This window comes from Pseudomonas sp. CP-1 (genome assembly GCF_021213715.1).
In the GTDB taxonomy this organism is placed as follows: domain Bacteria; phylum Pseudomonadota; class Gammaproteobacteria; order Pseudomonadales; family Pseudomonadaceae; genus Pseudomonas; species Pseudomonas aeruginosa.
On the sequence record NZ_JAJQKY010000014.1, the window covers coordinates 123,228 to 139,366 of the forward strand.

14 protein-coding genes are annotated in these 16,139 nt (G+C 68.1%); 3 read left to right on the forward strand and 11 right to left on the reverse strand.

Annotated features, from left to right (window positions below; all coding sequences use genetic code 11):
- Positions 1-2: 2 nt before the first annotated feature.
- Entirely contained in the window at positions 3-1,301 is a 1,299-nt protein-coding gene (hmgA, locus tag LT948_RS24115; protein ID WP_003088587.1) for a homogentisate 1,2-dioxygenase, read from the reverse strand.
- A gap of 160 nt (positions 1,302-1,461) precedes the next feature.
- Between hmgA and LT948_RS24120 the strand changes: the two genes are divergently transcribed.
- Positions 1,462-2,265, forward strand: coding sequence for an IclR family transcriptional regulator (locus LT948_RS24120; protein ID WP_033995576.1), 804 nt, complete (start codon positions 1,462-1,464; stop codon positions 2,263-2,265).
- Positions 2,266-2,332: 67 nt separating this feature from the next.
- Here the strand turns inward: LT948_RS24120 and liuE are convergent, their stop codons facing one another.
- From liuE to liuR, 6 genes are all read right to left on the reverse strand, one after another.
- On the reverse strand, positions 2,333-3,235 hold the full coding sequence (liuE, locus tag LT948_RS24125) for a bifunctional 3-hydroxy-3-isohexenylglutaryl-CoA lyase/hydroxymethylglutaryl-CoA lyase (RefSeq protein ID WP_003088593.1): 903 nt from the start codon (positions 3,233-3,235) through the stop codon (positions 2,333-2,335).
- Between the two features lie 20 nt (positions 3,236-3,255).
- Entirely contained in the window at positions 3,256-5,223 is a 1,968-nt protein-coding gene (liuD, locus tag LT948_RS24130; protein ID WP_003113506.1) for a methylcrotonyl-CoA carboxylase subunit alpha, read from the reverse strand.
- Positions 5,220-6,017 carry a gamma-carboxygeranoyl-CoA hydratase gene (locus tag LT948_RS24135; protein ID WP_003088598.1) on the reverse strand — a complete coding sequence of 266 codons (798 nt, stop codon included), beginning with the start codon at positions 6,015-6,017 and terminating at the stop codon, positions 5,220-5,222. Before LT948_RS24135 ends, liuD begins: the two co-directional genes overlap by 4 nt.
- Positions 6,018-6,030: 13 nt before the next feature.
- Positions 6,031-7,638, reverse strand: a complete 1,608-nt coding sequence (gene liuB / locus LT948_RS24140; protein ID WP_033995574.1) for a methylcrotonyl-CoA carboxylase subunit beta — start codon at positions 7,636-7,638, stop codon at positions 6,031-6,033.
- A 122-nt stretch (positions 7,639-7,760) separates the two neighbouring features.
- Entirely contained in the window at positions 7,761-8,924 is a 1,164-nt protein-coding gene (gene liuA, locus LT948_RS24145) for an isovaleryl-CoA dehydrogenase (protein ID WP_003088600.1), read from the reverse strand.
- A 48-nt stretch (positions 8,925-8,972) separates the two neighbouring features.
- Entirely contained in the window at positions 8,973-9,377 is a 405-nt protein-coding gene (gene liuR / locus LT948_RS24150; protein WP_003088601.1) for a liu genes transcriptional regulator LiuR, read from the reverse strand.
- A gap of 192 nt (positions 9,378-9,569) precedes the next feature.
- Between liuR and LT948_RS24155 the strand changes: the two genes are divergently transcribed.
- A complete protein-coding gene (locus LT948_RS24155; protein ID WP_003088602.1) occupies positions 9,570-10,499 on the forward strand; it encodes an SdiA-regulated domain-containing protein in 930 nt (309 codons plus the stop codon).
- Between the two features lie 22 nt (positions 10,500-10,521).
- Here LT948_RS24155 and LT948_RS24160 read toward each other — a convergent pair whose 3' ends face one another.
- From LT948_RS24160 to mexX, 3 genes are read right to left on the reverse strand one after another with little or no spacing between them, the layout of a single operon-like run.
- Positions 10,522-10,740 (reverse strand): hypothetical protein, encoded by a 219-nt coding sequence (locus LT948_RS24160; RefSeq protein ID WP_003110687.1) that lies wholly within the window; start codon positions 10,738-10,740, stop codon positions 10,522-10,524.
- The gene (mexY, locus tag LT948_RS24165; protein ID WP_023103818.1) at positions 10,740-13,877 is read right to left on the reverse strand and encodes a multidrug efflux RND transporter permease subunit MexY; all 3,138 of its coding nucleotides are present in this window, start codon (positions 13,875-13,877) and stop codon (positions 10,740-10,742) included. Before mexY ends, LT948_RS24160 begins: the two co-directional genes overlap by 1 nt.
- Positions 13,878-13,892: 15 nt before the next feature.
- On the reverse strand, positions 13,893-15,083 hold the full coding sequence (gene mexX, locus LT948_RS24170) for a multidrug efflux RND transporter periplasmic adaptor subunit MexX (RefSeq protein ID WP_003088624.1): 1,191 nt from the start codon (positions 15,081-15,083) through the stop codon (positions 13,893-13,895).
- Between the two features lie 164 nt (positions 15,084-15,247).
- On the opposite strand from mexX, the gene mexZ reads away from it, so the two are divergent.
- Entirely contained in the window at positions 15,248-15,880 is a 633-nt protein-coding gene (gene mexZ / locus LT948_RS24175; RefSeq protein ID WP_003121711.1) for an efflux pump transcriptional repressor MexZ, read from the forward strand.
- Between the two features lie 5 nt (positions 15,881-15,885).
- Here mexZ and LT948_RS24180 read toward each other — a convergent pair whose 3' ends face one another.
- Positions 15,886-16,110, reverse strand: coding sequence for a DUF3203 family protein (locus tag LT948_RS24180; protein WP_003088627.1), 225 nt, complete (start codon positions 16,108-16,110; stop codon positions 15,886-15,888).
- Positions 16,111-16,139: the final 29 nt, after the last annotated feature.

The following is a 16,139-nucleotide window of genomic DNA, read 5'->3' on the forward strand; positions in this document are numbered from 1 at the left end:
GGTTATCTCCGTTGCGGGTTGAAGGTGGATACGAGCGACGCCCAGCAGGCATCGTAGTCATTCTGCAGGGCCGGCGTCTCGAGGGCGGCACGGCTCGGCCGGAGGACCTGGCTGGTCTCGAACATGAAGGCCATGGTCTGGTCGATCCTGTGCGGCTTGAGGTCGGCGGCGATGGCCTTGTCGCAGCTTTCCGCGTCCGGGCCGTGGGCGCTCATGCAACTGTGCAGCGAGGCGCCGCCGGGCACGAAGCCGCCGGCCTTGGCGTCATAGGCGCCCTGGATCAGGCCCATGAACTCGTTCATCAGGTTGCGGTGGAACCATGGCGGACGGAAGGTGTTCTCGGCCACCATCCAGCGCGGCGGGAAGATCACGAAGTCGATGTTGGCCAGGCCATGGACGCTGGTGGGGGAGGTCAGCACGGTGAAGATCGACGGGTCCGGGTGGTCGAAGCTGACCGTGCCGATGGTGTTGAAGCGGCGCAGGTCGTACTTGTAGGGCACGTTGTTGCCGTGCCAGGCGACCACGTCCAGCGGCGAGTGGTCAAGCTCGCAGGCCCACAGCTCGCCGAGGTATTTCTGCACCAGTTGCAGCGGCTGGCGGCTGTCTTCGTAGCGCGCCACCGGGGCCAGGAAGTCGCGCGGATTGGCCAGGCCATTGCTGCCGATCGGGCCGAGGTCGGGCAGGCGCAGCGGCGCGCCGTGGTTCTCGGCGATATAGCCGCGTGCCTCGCCGTCGAGCAGCTCGACGCGGAACTTCATCCCGCGCGGGATCACCGCGATCTCCAGCGGTTCGACCTGCAGCGCGCCGAGTTCGGTGCACAGGCGCAGGCGGCCCAACTGCGGGACCAGCAGCAGTTCGCCGTCGGCGTCGTAGAAGCAACGCTCCATCGAGCGGTTGGCCAGGTACTGGTAGATGCTCACGCCGGCGGGCTTGTCGCCGGGCGCGTTGGCGGCCATGCGCAGCAGGCCGTCGAGGAAGTCGGTGGGCTGCTCGGGCAGTGCCAGCGGGTCCCAGCGCAGGCGGTTGGGAGTCGGCGCATCCAGTTCGGCACCGGCGATCTGTCGTTCCAGGCGGCGGAACGGCGGATGCTTGGCCGACGGCGTGATGCGGTACAGCCAGGTGCGCCGGGCCTCGCTGCGAGCCATGGTGAAGGCGGTGCCGGAGAGCAGCTCGGCGTACAGGCCGTAGGGCGCTTTCTGCGGGGAGTTCTGGCCGACCGGCAGGGCGCCGGGGAGCGCTTCGCTGCTGAATTCGTTGCCGAAGCCCGATTGATAGGCGAGGGCAGTGGAGTCGAGGTTCATCTGAGGCCTCCGGGGAGTGGGGGCAGCTTGCCGCCGATCCGCCGGGGACCTGGCACGCTGGCTGCGTTATTTTTATCGTAATTCAATTACGCATAACGTAATTTGAGTGGAAGGCAGCGTCAAGCTATAACGTCGGCCCCGCCCGCAGGAACCCGCGTCCATGGAAAAGAACAGCAGTCCCGCCGAACCCTCCGGCAAGCAGAAGGTCCGCTCCGCCGAAGTCGGTACCGATATCCTCAAGGCCCTCGCCGAACTCTCCCCGGCGACCTCGCTGTCGCGCCTGGCGGAGCATGTGGGGATGCCGGCGAGCAAGGTCCATCGCTACCTGCAGGCGTTGATCGCCAGCGGCTTCGCGGTCCAGGACGCCTCCACCAACCATTACTCGCTGGGGCGCGAGGCGTTGCGCGTCGGCCTGGCGGCGCTGGACAGCATGGACGTGCTGAAGAGCGCCGCCGCGCCGCTGGCCGAGCTGCGCGACGTGCTCAACGAGACCTGCTTCCTCGCCGTCTGGGGCAACCGTGGCGCCACCGTGGTACAGGTGGAACAGGCGGTGCGCGCGGTGACGGTGGTCACCCAGGTCGGCTCGGTGCTGCCGCTGCTCGGTTCGTCCACCGGCCTGGTGTTCGCCGCGTTCCTGCCGGAACGCGAGGTGGCCGAGCTGCGCGAGGAAGAGTTGGCCGGGCGCGCCGACCATCCGCTGGCCGACCCGGCGGCCTACGCGGTGCTCCTGGAGGGCATCCGCGCGCGCGGCCTGCATGCGATCCATGGGCTGCTGATGCCTGGGGTGGAGGCGCTCTCGGCACCGGTGTTCGACGCCCGCGGGCGGGTGGCGGCGGTGCTCACGGTGGTCGGCCCGGCGAGCATCTTCCAGGCCGAGGAGCAGGGGCCGGCGGCGGAACGGCTGCTTGCGACGACTCGGGCTATCAGTTGGCGGATGGGGTATGACGGCACCCAGGGTAGATGACGCAGTGTTCGAGCCTGGGGGTGATGTCGGGTAGGGCGGATAACCGCTCGCGGTTATCCGCCGCTTCTCAGGCCTTGGCCAGCAACGCCTTCGCCGCTCGCGACCCGTTGCTCTTGCCGAGCACCGCGCAGATGCGCTGGCCGGCGTCGACCAGGGCGTGCATGTCGACCCCGGTATGGATCTCCAGGCCGTTCAGCAGGTAGAGCACGTCTTCGCTGGCGACGTTGCCGGTGGCGCCCTTGGCGTAGGGACAACCGCCGAGGCCGGCCACCGAGCTGTCGAATACCGCGATGCCTTCCAGCAGGCTGGCGTAGATGTTCGCCAGGGCCTGCCCGTAGGTGTCGTGGAAGTGCCCGGCGAGGCGTTCGCGGGGAACCTCGCTGGCCACCGCCTCGATCAGCCGGCGGGTGGCGCCGGCGGTGCCGACGCCGATGGTGTCGCCCAGGGACACCTCGTAGCAGCCCATCTGCTGCAGTTCGCGGGCGACCCAGGCGACCTGGCGCGGATCGACATCGCCGTCGTAGGGACAGCCGAGCACGCAGGAAATGTAGCCGCGCACCCGCACCTGGTGCTGGCGCGCCGCCTCCAGCACCGGCACGAAGCGCTCCAGGCTGTCCTTGATCGAGCAGTTGATGTTGCGCTGGGAGAAGGCTTCCGACGCGGCGGCGAACACCGCCACTTCCTTCACCCCCGACTCCAGCGCCGCCTCGAAGCCTTTCAGGTTCGGCGCCAGCGCCGCGTAGGTCACGCCGGGACGCTGGCGGATGCCGGCGAACACCTCGGCCGAGCCGGCCATCTGCGGCACCCACTTGGGCGAGACGAAGCTGCCCACTTCGATGTAGTCCAGGCCGGCGGCGCTCAGGTCATCGACCAGGCGGATCTTGTCGGCCACCTCGATCGGCTGTTTCTCGTTCTGCAGTCCGTCGCGCGGACCGACCTCCACCAGGCGGACCTTCTTCGGCAGGTTCATGCTGTTCCTCGTCTTGGCTGTCAGGCCTGGTTCTCGTCCAGCTCCACCAGCGGCGTGCCTTCCTCGACCAGTTCGCCCTCGCTGCAATACAGCGCCTTCACTACCCCGGCGTGGGGCGCGCGGATGCTGTGTTCCATCTTCATCGCCTCCAGCACCACCAGGGTGGCGCCGGCTTCGACCGTCTGGCCGGGCTCGACCAGGACCCGCACGATACTGCCGTTCATCGGCGCGCTCAAACCGCCCTGGTGGGCATGGGCGGCCTCGGCCTCGGCGATCGGGTCGACGGCTTCGATGGCCAGCAGTTCGCCCTCCCATTCGAGGAACAATTGGCGTCCGCGGCGCAACGCCGCCGAGCGACGGGTGACACCGTCCACCCGGCTGACCAGGTCGTCGCCGTCGAGGCGATACTGGCTGGGGCTGGCGTGGCGCAGGCGGACGCAGCGGCGTTCGTCGCGGCAGCGCAGCATCAGGTCGGACTCCCGCGCCAGGGCGCTGCGCCAGCCGTCGTTGCGGCTCCACGGCGAATGCGGGTCGTCGTCGCGACGGTGGCCCGGTTCGCTCTGCAGCCAGGCTTCGGCGGCGGCTTGCCAGAAATGCTCCGGCAGCGCTTGCGGCGCCGGCAGCAGGTCGTCTTGGTGGCGCGCGATGAACCCGGTGTCCAGTTCGGCGGCGGCGAACGCCGGATGGCCGAGGATGCGGCGGAGGAACGCCAGGTTGGTGCGCAGGCCGCCGACCGAGGTTTCCGCCAGCATCGCCAGCAGGCGCTGGCGGGCTTCCTCGCGGGTTTCGCCCCAGGCGATCAGCTTGGCCAGCATCGGGTCGTAGAACGGCGAGACCTCGTCGCCTTCGCGTACCCCGCTGTCGACCCGCCGGCCGGGGCCGGCGGCCGCTTCGCGGTATAGCATCAGGCGGCCGCTGGCGGGGAGGAAGTCGCCCTCGGGGTCTTCCGCATAGAGCCGTACTTCGATGGCGTGGCCGTTCAGCGGTACCTGTTCCTGCGTCAGCGGTAGCGCCTCGCCGCGAGCGACGCGGATCTGCCAGGCGACCAGGTCGAGGCCGGTGATGGCCTCGGTGACCGGGTGTTCCACCTGCAGGCGGGTGTTCATTTCCATGAAGAAGAACTGGCCGCGTTCGTCGAGGAGGAATTCGACGGTACCGGCGCCGACGTAGCCGATCGCCTGCGCCGCGCGTACCGCGGCCTCGCCCATGGCCCGGCGCAGTTCCGCGCCGAGACCGGGGGCGGGGGCTTCCTCGACGACCTTCTGGTGGCGGCGCTGGATCGAACAGTCGCGTTCGTTGAGGTACAGGCAGTGGCCATGGCGGTCGGCGAATACCTGGATCTCCACGTGGCGCGGCTTCAGCAGGTATTTCTCCACCAGCATACGCGCGTCGCCGAAGGCGGCCTTGGCCTCGCGCTGGGCGGAGGAAAGGGCCTCGGCCAGCTCGGCCTCGCGCTCCACCACCTTCATGCCCTTGCCGCCGCCGCCAGCGGCGGCCTTGAGCAGCACCGGGTAGCCGATGCGCCCGGCTTCCCGGCGGAAAGTCTCGAGGTCCTGGGCTTCGCCGTGATAGCCGGGCACCAGCGGCACGCCGGCTTCTTCCATCAGCGCCTTGGCGGCCGACTTGCTGCCCATGGCGTCGATGGCCGCCGCCGGCGGTCCGAGGAAGAGCAGGCCGGCTTCCTCGCAGGCGCGGGCGAAGTCGGCGTTCTCCGAGAGGAAGCCGTAGCCGGGGTGGATCGCCTGGGCGCCGCTGGCGAGGGCAGCGGCGATGATCCTGTCGCCGCGCAGGTAGCTGTCGGCGGGCTTGGCGCCGCCCAGGTCGACGGCGATGTCGGCTTCGGCGACGTGGCGGGCGTGGCGGTCGATGTCGCTGTGCACGGCGACGCTGCCGATGCCGAGGGCGCGCGCGCTGCGCATCACCCGGCAGGCGATCTCGCCGCGGTTGGCGACCAGGAGGCGCTGGATGCTGCGGTAGTCCGGGTTCATGCGTCGTTTCTCCAGGCGGGCGTGCGTTTCTCCAGGAAGGCGCGCAGGCCTTCCTGGCCTTCCGGGCTGATGCGGATGCGGGCGATGGCCGCCTCGGTGTAGCGGCGCAGCGCCGGGCTCAGCTCGGCGGCCTCGACCTCATGGTAGAGCGCCTTGCAGGCGACCAGGGCGCGCGGGCTGTTTTGCAGCAGGTTGGCGATCCAGGCCTCGGCCTGGCTTTCCAGTTCGGCGGCGGGACAGCTTTCGCTGAGCAGGCCCAGTTCGCTGGCGCGGCGTCCGTCGAAGCGCTCGGCGGTCAGCGAATAGCGCCGCGCGGCGCGCTGGCCGATGGCTTTGACCACGAACGGGGCGATGGTCGCCGGGATCAGGCCGATGCGTACCTCGGACAGGCAGAAGGTCGCGTCGTCGCTGCCGATGGCCATATCGCAGCAACTGACCAGGCCGACCCCGCCGCCGAACACCGCGCCCTGGACCACCGCCAGGGTCGGCTTGGGCAGGTTGTAGAGATGGGTCATGAGTTCGGCGATGCGCTGGGCGTCGGCCAGGTTGCCCTGGTAGTCGAGGTCCACCGACTGCTGCATCCAGGCCAGGTCGGCACCGCCGCAGAAGTGCCGGCCACGGCCGCGCAGCACCAGCAGGCGGACCTGCGGGTCGCTGCCGACGCGATCGATGGCCTGCAACAGTTCGTCGATCACGACGGCATTGAAGGCGTTGTTCTTTTCCGCCCGGTCTAGCCACAGGGTGGCTACGCCGCGCGGGTCGATCTCAAGCTGGATGGTCTGGAATTCGCTCATGCTGGTCTGCTCGTCACATGCGGAACACGCCGAAGGCGGTCGGCTCGATGGGGGCGTTGAGGGCGGCGGAAAGCGCCAGGGCGAGCACCTCGCGGGTCTGCGCCGGATCGATCACGCCGTCGTCCCACAGTCGCGCGCTGGAGTAGTAGGGATGGCCCTGGTGCTCGTACTGCTCGAGGATCGGCGCCTTGATCTTCGCCTCCTCTTCGACGCCGAGCTGCTGGCCGGCGCGCTCGGCCTGCTCGCGCTTGACCTGGGCGAGCACCCCGGCGGCCTGTTCGCCGCCCATCACGCCGATCCTCGCGTTCGGCCACATCCACAGGAAGCGCGGGTCGTAGGCGCGTCCGCACATGCCGTAGTTGCCGGCGCCGAAGCTGCCGCCGATCAGCACGGTGAACTTCGGCACCCGCGCGCAGGCCACCGCGGTCACCAGCTTGGCGCCGTGCTTGGCGATGCCGCCAGCCTCGTACTTCTGGCCGACCATGAAACCGGTGATGTTCTGCAGGAACAGCAGCGGGATGCCACGCTGGCAGGCCAACTCGATGAAGTGCGCGCCTTTCTGCGCGGCCTCGGCGAAGAGGATCCCGTTGTTGGCCAGGATGGCGATCGGATAGCCGTGCAGGTGGGCGAAGCCGCAGACCAGGGTGGTGCCGAACAGCGCCTTGAATTCGTCGAACTCGGAGCCGTCCACCAGCCGTGCGATCACTTCGCGCACGTCGTAGGGCTGCTTGCTGTCGGCGGGAATCACCCCGTACAGCTCCTCGGCGGGGTACAGCGGCGCGCGCGGTGCACGGCATTGCAGCTGGCCCTGCTTGCGCCAGTTGAGGTTGGCGACGCAGCGGCGGGCGATGGCCAGGGCATGGTCATCGTCCTCGGCATAGTGGTCGGCGACCCCTGAGACCTTGCAGTGCACGTCGGCGCCGCCAAGTTCCTCGGCGCTGACCACCTCGCCGGTAGCGGCCTTCACCAGCGGCGGCCCGGCGAGGAAGATGGTGGCCTGTTCGCGCACCATCACGGTTTCGTCGGACATCGCCGGCACGTAGGCCCCGCCGGCGGTGCAGGAGCCCATGACCACGGCGATCTGCGGGATGCCGCGGGCACTCATGTTGGCCTGGTTGAAGAAGATCCGGCCGAAGTGCTCGCGGTCGGGGAACACCTCGTCCTGGCGCGGCAGGTTGGCGCCGCCAGAGTCCACCAGGTAGATGCATGGCAGGCGGTTCTCCAGGGCGATGGCCTGGGCCCGCAGGTGCTTCTTCACGGTCAGCGGATAGTAGGTGCCGCCCTTCACCGTGGCATCGTTGCCGACGATCATGCATTCCACCCCTTCGACCCGGCCGATCCCGGCGACGATGCCGGAGGCGGCGACCTCTTCGCCGTAGACTTCGTGGGCGGCGAGGGCGGAAAGCTCGAGGAACGGCGAGCCGGGGTCGAGCAGGCGGTTGATGCGTTCGCGCACCAGCAGCTTGCCGCGCGCGCTGTGCCGGGCCTGGGCGGCGCTACCGCCGCCTTCGTGGATGCGGCCGAGGAGGGTGCGCAGGGCGTTGACCTGTTCCAGCATGGTCGCGGCGTTGGCCGCGAACTCGGCGGAGCGTGGATTGATCTGGGTGTGCAGGATGGCCATGGCGGTGGCTCCGTGTCGAGGTGGGCGGAAGCGGTTGGCGCCCGCTCCCGACCTGGCGATGCGCCTGTCGATGCAATGGAATGCCCTCTCCCTGGCGGAAAAGGGCCGGGAAGAGCGAGGCTTCAGCGGGTTTCGTTGAACAGCTCGCGGCCGATCAGCATGCGGCGGATCTCGCTGGTGCCGGCGCCGATCTCGTAGAGCTTGGCGTCGCGCAACAGGCGGCCGGTGGGAAACTCGTTGATGTAGCCGTTGCCGCCGAGGATCTGGATCGCGTCCAGGGCCATCTGGGTGGCGCGCTCGGCGCTGTAGAGGATCACCCCGGCGGCGTCCTTGCGGGTCGTCTCGCCGCGGTCGCAGGCGGCGGCCACGGCGTACAGGTAGGCGCGGCTGGCGTTGAGGGCGGTGTACATGTCGGCCACCTTGCCCTGGACCAGCTGGAATTCGCCGATGCTCTGGCCGAACTGGCGGCGGTCATGGATGTACGGCACCACCACGTCCATGCACGCCTGCATGATTCCCACCGGGCCGCCGGAAAGCACCACGCGCTCGTAGTCGAGGCCGCTCATCAGTACCTTGACCCCGCCGTTGACCGCGCCGAGGACGTTCTCCTCGGGCACCTCGACGTCCTGGAAGATCAGTTCGCAGGTGTTCGAGCCGCGCATGCCCAGTTTGTCCAGCTTCGGCCCGCGGCTGAAGCCTTTCCAGTCGCGTTCGACGATGAACGCGGTGATCCCGTGCGCGCCCTTGTCCGCGTCGGTCTTGGCGTAGATCACATAGGTATGGGCGTCGGGACCGTTGGTGATCCACATCTTGCTGCCGTTGAGAACGAAGCGGTCGCCGACCCGGTCCGCGCGCAGCTTCATCGAGACCACGTCGGAACCGGCGTTGGGTTCGCTCATCGCCAGCGCACCGATGTGTTCGCCGGACACCAGGGCCGGCAGGTAGCGGGCCTTCTGTTCGGCGTTGCCGTTGCGCTTGATCTGGTTGACGCAGAGGTTGGAATGCGCGCCATAGGAGAGCGCCACCGAGGCCGAGGCCCGGCTGATCTCTTCCATGACCACGGCGTGGGCCAGGTAGCCCAGCGCCGAACCGCCGTACTCCTCGTCGACGGTGATGCCGAGCAGGCCCATCTCGCCGAACTTGCGCCACATGTCCATGGGGAACTGGTTGTCCTGGTCGATCTGCGCGGCGCGCGGCTGTAGTTCGGCGGTGACGAAGCCGCGGACCTGGTCGCGGAGCATGTCGATGGTTTCGCCGAGGGCGAAGTTGAGGCTGGGATAGGTCATGCTTTCACCTGTAATTGTGCTTGTCCGGTTTAAAGCTTCGAATTAGGTTTATGTTGCAACTGTTTGTTTGTTATAGCTTTTGATCAGCGCCGCTCGACAGCGCTCCTCGGCAGTATCCAGTTCCAGCTGCATCTGTTCGATGTCCAGCAACTGTTGTTCCAGCTGGGCGCGGCGCTCGGCGATCTTCTCCAGCATGGTGTTCAACTGCTTCTGGTTGCCGCTGCTCGGGTCCGGGTCGTAGAGCTCGATCAGCTCGCGGCATTCGGCGAGGGAAAAACCGATGCGCTTGCCGCGCAGGATCAGCTTCAGGCTGACCTTGTCGCGCGGCGAATAGATGCGTTCCTGGCCGCGTCGCTCGGGGGAGAGCAGGCCTTGCTCCTCGTAGAAGCGGATGGCGCGGGTGGTGATGTCCAGTTCGCGGGCGAGATCGGAGATGGTGTAGGTGGTGGACATGCGCAGGCACCTGCTTGTTTACCTTTACGTTAACGTAAAGCTGCACCGAAATCCTGTCAACGCCTGGAACGGGGGAAAAATGACAGCCGTGAAAGATACTTGTCAGAAATATTTAATCGGCGCCTCATGAAAGGGCACGGATGGCTCTGTTCTGCTTCGCCGAACACTGTGTTTCTCGGAGGAGTCGTAACGATGAGTCGGCTGATGACCTACAGGACGCTGCTGGCTTGCCTGCTCGCCGCGTTGCTTGCGCTGCTGGTGGCGGGTCAGCAGCAGCGCGCGTTCGAGCGCATCTGGTTCAAGCTGGAGCAGCGCTACGGCGGCGATGTTGCGCGCGAGAACGCCCTGCGCCTGGCCGACTATCGGGTCGATATCGAAGCCCGCGTGCTGGGCGCGGAGTCCAACGTCTCGGCGCTGTCCTTCGACCCCAGCCGGCGCAGCCTGGTCAGCGTGACCAACCAGGACCCGCATTTCCTCGAGCTGTCGCTGGACGGCGAATTGCTGCGACGCATCCCCCTGCGCGGTTTCCAGGATCCGGAGGCTATCGAGTACATCCGGCCCGGCGTCTACGTGGTCGCCGAGGAGCGTCGCCAACGCCTGGTAGAGATCCATGTCGACGCCGACACCCGGGTGATCGACATCGACGATCCGCGCAACGCCCGGAAGTTCTCCCTGGGCAGTGCAAACAAGCGCAACAAGGGCTTCGAGGGGTTGGCCTACGACCCGCTGCGCGAGCGCCTGTTCGTGGCCCGGGAAAAGGCGCCGGTGGGCATCATCGAGGTAAACGGCTTCTTCAACGACCGCGGCGAGGCGCTCGACCTGAGCGTCGGCGGCGACCCGCAGCGCGATCGCGGGTTGTTCCTCACCGATCTGTCGAGCCTCTACTACGACAAGGCCAGCGATCACCTGCTGGTGCTTTCCGACGAGTCGCGGGTGGTCATCGAACTGGATCGCGCCGGGGATCCGCTCGGCAGCCTGACCCTGCGTGGCGGCAACCATGGCCTGACGGACGACGTGCCGCAGGCCGAAGGGTTGGCGATGGACGACCGGGGCAGCCTGTACGTGGTCAGCGAGCCGAACCTGTTCTACCGCTTCAGCCGAGCGCTGCCAGCGGCCGACTAGGGTGGGAAAAGGACGGCGGAATTCAGGCTTGCGCGCCGGATAGCGCCGGCGCGTAGCCGATCATCTGTCGCAGCAGCGGGTCGGTGAACTGCTGTTGCCAGTCGTCCAGCTTGCCCCGAAGGTCGGGGCCGTTGGCCGGAACGATGGGGGCCGCGCGCGGCTGCCGAGGCGTCGGCGGGCAGGCGCCGAGCAGCCCGACGCACAGTGCCAGGGTGGGGAGCGAGAGTTTCGCTAGGGGCATCAGGCTTGCTCCGTCGGGATCCGGGGCGAGGTGCCGGTGCGCGGCGCCTTGCGTAACCGGAACAGGCGCCCGACCACCAGGAAGAACAGCGGTACCAGGAACACCGCGAGTACCGTGGCGGTGACGATCCCGCCGAGCACCCCGGTGCCGATGGCGACCTGGGCGCCGGAACCGGCGCCGCTGGAGAGCGCCAGCGGGACCACGCCGAAACCGAACGCCAGCGAGGTCATGACGATCGGTCGCAGGCGCAGGCGCGCGGCCTCCAGGGTCGCCTGCAGCAGGCTCATGCCTTCCTGGTAATGGTCCTTGGCCACCTCGATGATGAGGATGGCGTTCTTCGCCGAGAGGCCGATGATGGTGATCAGGCCGACCTTGAAGTAGATGTCGTTGGGCAGGCCGCGCAGGCTCACCCCGAGCAGTGCGCCGAGCACGCCCAGCGGCACCACCAGGATCACCGCCAGCGGGATCGACCAGCTTTCGTAGAGGGCGGCCAGGGCGAGGAACACGATCAGCACCGAGAGGGCGAACAGCGCCGGCGCCTGGGCGCCGGACAGGCGTTCTTCGAAGGACTGGCCGGACCACTCATGGGCGATGCCCTCGGGCAGGCCCTGCATCAATTGCTCCATCGCCTGCATGGCTTCGCCGCTGCTGTAGCCCGGCGCGGCCTGGCCCTCGAGGTTGAACGAGGGATAGCCGTTGTAGCGGGTCAGTTGCGGCGGGCCGAGGGTCCAGGCGGCCTTGGCGAACGTCGCCAGCGGGACCATCTCGCCCTGCTCGTTGCGCACGTGAAGCCGGCCGATGTCGTCGATGCCCAGGCGCTTGGCGCCGTCGGCCTGGACCACCACCTTGCGCACCTGGCTGCCGTGCATGAAGTCGCCGATGTAGTCCGAGCCGAACATCACCGCCAGGGTGGTGTTGATCTCGTCCATGCTCACGCCGAGGGTCTCCGCCTTGCGTCGGTCGATGTCCAGGCGGATCTGCGGCGCCTCGCCCTGGCCGGCGAACATCACGTTGGCCAGACGCGGGTCCTCGGCGGCGCGCGCCAGCAACTGGTCGCGGGCCTTGACCAGGGCCTCGTAGCCAACCCCGCCACGGTCCTGCAGGCGGAAGTCGAAGCCGCTGGTGGAACCCAGGTCCGGCAGCGGCGGCGAGTTCATCGCATACACCGTACGGTTGGGCAGGCCGGCGAAGCGCTGGTTGATGCGCTCGACGATGGCGCCGACGTGCTGGCTGGCCTCCCGGCGTTCCGACCAGTCCTTCAGGGTGGCGAAGATCATCGCCGAGCTGGTGCCGTCGCCGTACAGGCTGAAGCCGCCGACCGCATAGGCGTAGGCCACCGGTTCGTGCTCCGCCAGGTAGCGCTCGACGTCGCCGACGTTGGCCATGGTCTCCGCCATCGGCGTACCTTCGGGCTGCATCACCATGATCATGAAGTCGCCCTGGTCCTCTTCCGGCAGGAACGCCTGCGGCAGGCGCACGAAGAGCAGGGCGACCACGCCGATGACCAGGGCGTAGACCAGCATCCAGCGGATCGGCCGGGCGAGGATGCCGGCCACCGCGTTGCGGTAGCGTCCGGTCAGGCGCAGGAAGGCGCGGTTGAACCAGCCGAAGAAGCCGCGCTTCTCATGGTGGTCGGCGTCGATCGGGCGCAGCAGGGTGGCGCACAGGGCCGGGGTCAGCGACAGCGCGAGGAACGCCGAGAAGCCGATGGAGACCGCCAGGGTCACCGCGAACTGGCGGTAGATGTTGCCCACCGCGCCGCTGAAGAACGCCATCGGCACGAATACCGAGACCAGCACCACGGTGATGCCGACGATGGCACCGCTGATCTGGCGCATCGCCTTGACCGTGGCGTCGTGCGGCGACAGGCCTTCCTCGGCCATCAGCCGCTCGACGTTCTCCACCACGATGATCGCGTCGTCCACCAGGATGCCGATCGCCAGGACCATGCCGAACATGGTCAGCACGTTGATCGAGAAGCCCAGGCCGAGCATCACCGTGAAGGTGCCCAGCAGGGCCACCGGCACCACCAGCGTCGGGATCAGGGTGGCGCGGAAGTTCTGCATGAACAGGTACATCACGGCGAACACCAGCAGCATCGCCTCGAGCAGGGTGCTGACCACCTTCCTGATCGAGATCTCGACGAACGCCGAGGTGTCATAGGGGATGTTGTAGCTCACGCCCTCCGGGAAGTAGCGCGACAGCTCGTCGAGGGTGGCGCGGATGCGCTTGGCGGTGGCCACCGCGTTGGAGCCGGGCGCCATCTTCACCGCCAGGCCGGTGGCGGTCATCTGGTTGACCCGCGAGACGAAGCCGTACTCGCTCTGGCCGAACTCGACGCGGGCCACGTCGCGCAGGCGGATCGCGCCGCCGTCGGCGCGGATGCGCAGCGGAATCTCGCCGAACTGCTCGGGCGTCACCAGGGTGTCGTCGACCTTCACCGTGGCGCTGATCGGCGCCGAGTCGGGGACCCCGAGGTTGCCGATGTCGCCCACGGTGAGGCGGGCGTTGTGCCGGCGCACGGCGTTGACCAGGTCGCTGGCGCTGAGGTTCATCGAGGTCAGCTTGGCCGGGTCGGGCCAGATGCGCATGGCGTACTCGGCGCCCCAGGTCTCGACCTTGCCCACGCCCTCCACCCGGCGCAGCGCCTGCAACACGTTGGACGAGGCGATCTCGCCCAGCTCCATGGCGTCGTAGCGGCCGCTGGAGGAGGTAAGGGTGACGATCAGTTGGATGCTGTCCGCCGCCTTCTCCACATAGATGCCGTCGCGCCGCACCGACTCGGGCAGGCGCGACTCGACGATCTTCAGGCGGTTCTGCACTTCCACCGCAGCGAGGTCGGCGTTCACGCCCTGGCGGAAGGTCAGGGTCAGCGAAGCCTGGCCGGTGCTGCTGGTGGCCTTGGTGTAGAGCAGGCCGGGCGCGCCGTTCATCTCGCGCTCGATGATCGCGGTCACCGCTTCCTCGACCACCTTGGCCGAGGCGCCGGGATAGCTGGCGCTGACGTTGACCACCGGCGGCGCGATGTCCGGGTACTGGGCGACCGGCAGGAAGCGGATCGCCAGGACCCCGGCGAGCACGATCAGCAGGGAGATCACCCAGGCGAAGACCGGCCGGTCAATGAAGAAACGAGCCATTCGTAGCGTTCTCCGTCACTGGCCCGCCGGCGAGGCGGCCAGCGGTGAGGGGGCGTCGGCGCTGGCCGGCTGGCGGACCACCGCCTGGACGCTGGAGCCGGCGGCATGCTGGGCGGCGTTCTCGACGATCACCCGCTCGCCGCCCTTGAGCCCGCGGCTGATGATCCAGTCGCGGCCCTGCAGGGTGTCGGCGCGGACCTCCACGTCTTCCACCACGCCCTGTGGGTTGACCACCTTGACCACGGCGGACTGGGCGGTACGGATCAGCGCGTCGCGCGGGACGGTGATCGCCTGCGGGTTCACCGCGCGTTGCAAGCGCACCTGCACGTAGCCGCCGGGCAGCAATTCGCGATGCGGATTGCGGAACAGGGCACGCATGGCGATGGTGTCGGTGCCGGGGTCGACCGCCAGGTCGGAGAACAGCAGCTCGCCGGCCAGCGGGTACTCGCTGCCGTCGGCCAGGACCAGGCGCACGGCGATGTCCTTGTCGGCGACACCCTTCACCTGGCCTTCGCGGATCGCCCGCTGCATGGCGGCGACTTCGCCGGCCGGCTGGGAGAAGTTCACGTAGATCGGATCGATCTGCTCGACGCGGGTCAGCGGTGTCGGCGAGTCCTCGCCGACCAGCGCGCCTTCGGTGACCAGCGCACGCCGTGCGCGGCCGTCGATCGGCGCGGTGACCGTGGCGTAGCCCAGGCGCAGGCGGGCCTGCTCCAGTTCGGCCTTGGCCGAGGCGATCTGCGCCAGGGCCTGGCGCGCGTCGGTCTGCGCTTCGGTGTACTCGCGTTCGCTGATGGCGCGGTCCTTGATCAGGTCGGCGTAGCGCTTGAGCTTGTCGGCCGCCGCCGCGTGGCTGGCCTCGGCCCGGGCCAGGGCGCCGCGGCTGATGTCCAGGGCCGCCTTCAAGGGCGCAGGGTCGATCTGGAACAGCACGGTGCCGGCGCGGACGTCCTGGCCTTCCTCGTACAGGCGACGGGTGACGATGCCGGCGACGCGCGCCCGCACTTCAGCCTGGCGGTACGCTTCCAGGCGTCCGGGCAGCTCGCTGGTGATGCCGATAGGCGCCGGCCTGGCGACGATCACGCCGACCTCGGCGGGGGCCTCCGCAGTCTTCCCGGTGTCCGCTGCTTCTTCGCAGCCCAGCAGGAATAGGGCGACCAGGGCCGCCAGCAGCCCGCGCAGCGAGCCGGTCCATTGGATGTGCATGGGTGTCCCTCGATTCGTGAACTCGCGAGCTTGCCCGGGAAAGGGCACCGCAACTCACGAGCGGCGCGACAGTAGCATATAATCAATCATGAGTGATTAATTAATTGGCGTTTCTGTAACATATCCTTATGATCTGCGGCGCCTTTCCCTTGTGAGGACGTTCAGTGGCCAGGAAAACCAAAGAGGAATCCCAGAAAACCCGCGACGGCATACTCGATGCCGCCGAGCGGGTTTTCCTGGAAAAGGGCGTGGGCACTACTGCCATGGCCGACCTGGCGGACGCCGCCGGGGTTTCTCGCGGTGCGGTCTACGGCCACTACAAGAACAAGATCGAGGTCTGCCTGGCGATGTGCGACCGCGCCTTCGGCCAGATCGAGGTACCCGACGAAAACGCTAGGGTGCCGGCGCTGGATATCCTCCTGCGCGCCGGCATGGGCTTTCTCCGCCAGTGCTGCGAGCCCGGTTCGGTGCAGCGGGTGCTGGAGATCCTCTACCTAAAGTGCGAACGCAGCGACGAGAACGAGCCGCTGTTGCGCCGCCGCGAGCTGCTCGAGAAGCAGGGGCAACGCTTCGGCCGACGGCAGATCCGCCGGGCGGTGGAGCGCGGCGAACTGCCGGCGCGGCTGGACGTCGAGCTGGCCAGCATCTATCTGCAATCGCTGTGGGACGGCATCTGCGGCACCCTGGCCTGGACCGAGCGCTTGCGCGACGATCCCTGGAACCGCGCCGAACGCATGTTCCGCGCCGGCCTCGATAGCCTGCGCAGTTCTCCCTACCTCTTGCTGGCGGACGCCTGAGGGCGTCAATCGTCCGCCATCAGGTGCCTGCGCTGGTCCTCGGCGCCGGCGACCACCAGCCGCTGGGCGTCCTCCTCGCTGATGTGCAGGCGCTTGCCATCGATGTAGAGCACCGACAGGCGCGCCTCGGCGTCGGTACCGATGCGCAGGCTGTCGACCGGCGCGCGATGCCGGCTGCCTTCGATCTCCACGCTGCAGATGCCTTGTTCCGAATCGATTTCGATGGACATGGGAACCTCCCGTTTTCTCCGCCTACCTT

What these genes read in the sequence shown, in the direction of transcription:
- LT948_RS24155 (WP_003088602.1), top strand. Translation starts at nt 9,570, where the DNA reads ATGAGTCGGCTGATGACCTACAGGACGCTGCTGGCTTGCCTGCTCGCC.
- liuR (WP_003088601.1), bottom strand. Translation starts at nt 9,377, where the DNA reads ATGTCCACCACCTACACCATCTCCGATCTCGCCCGCGAACTGGACATC.
- liuB (WP_033995574.1), bottom strand. Translation starts at nt 7,638, where the DNA reads ATGGCCATCCTGCACACCCAGATCAATCCACGCTCCGCCGAGTTCGCG.
- liuD (WP_003113506.1), bottom strand. Translation starts at nt 5,223, where the DNA reads ATGAACCCGGACTACCGCAGCATCCAGCGCCTCCTGGTCGCCAACCGC.
- mexX (WP_003088624.1), bottom strand. Translation starts at nt 15,083, where the DNA reads ATGCACATCCAATGGACCGGCTCGCTGCGCGGGCTGCTGGCGGCCCTG.
- LT948_RS24180 (WP_003088627.1), bottom strand. Translation starts at nt 16,110, where the DNA reads ATGTCCATCGAAATCGATTCGGAACAAGGCATCTGCAGCGTGGAGATC.
- LT948_RS24160 (WP_003110687.1), bottom strand. Translation starts at nt 10,740, where the DNA reads ATGCCCCTAGCGAAACTCTCGCTCCCCACCCTGGCACTGTGCGTCGGG.
- LT948_RS24135 (WP_003088598.1), bottom strand. Translation starts at nt 6,017, where the DNA reads ATGAGCGAATTCCAGACCATCCAGCTTGAGATCGACCCGCGCGGCGTA.
- LT948_RS24120 (WP_033995576.1), top strand. Translation starts at nt 1,462, where the DNA reads ATGGAAAAGAACAGCAGTCCCGCCGAACCCTCCGGCAAGCAGAAGGTC.
- liuE (WP_003088593.1), bottom strand. Translation starts at nt 3,235, where the DNA reads ATGAACCTGCCGAAGAAGGTCCGCCTGGTGGAGGTCGGTCCGCGCGAC.
- mexY (WP_023103818.1), bottom strand. Translation starts at nt 13,877, where the DNA reads ATGGCTCGTTTCTTCATTGACCGGCCGGTCTTCGCCTGGGTGATCTCC.
- hmgA (WP_003088587.1), bottom strand. Translation starts at nt 1,301, where the DNA reads ATGAACCTCGACTCCACTGCCCTCGCCTATCAATCGGGCTTCGGCAAC.
- liuA (WP_003088600.1), bottom strand. Translation starts at nt 8,924, where the DNA reads ATGACCTATCCCAGCCTCAACTTCGCCCTCGGCGAAACCATCGACATG.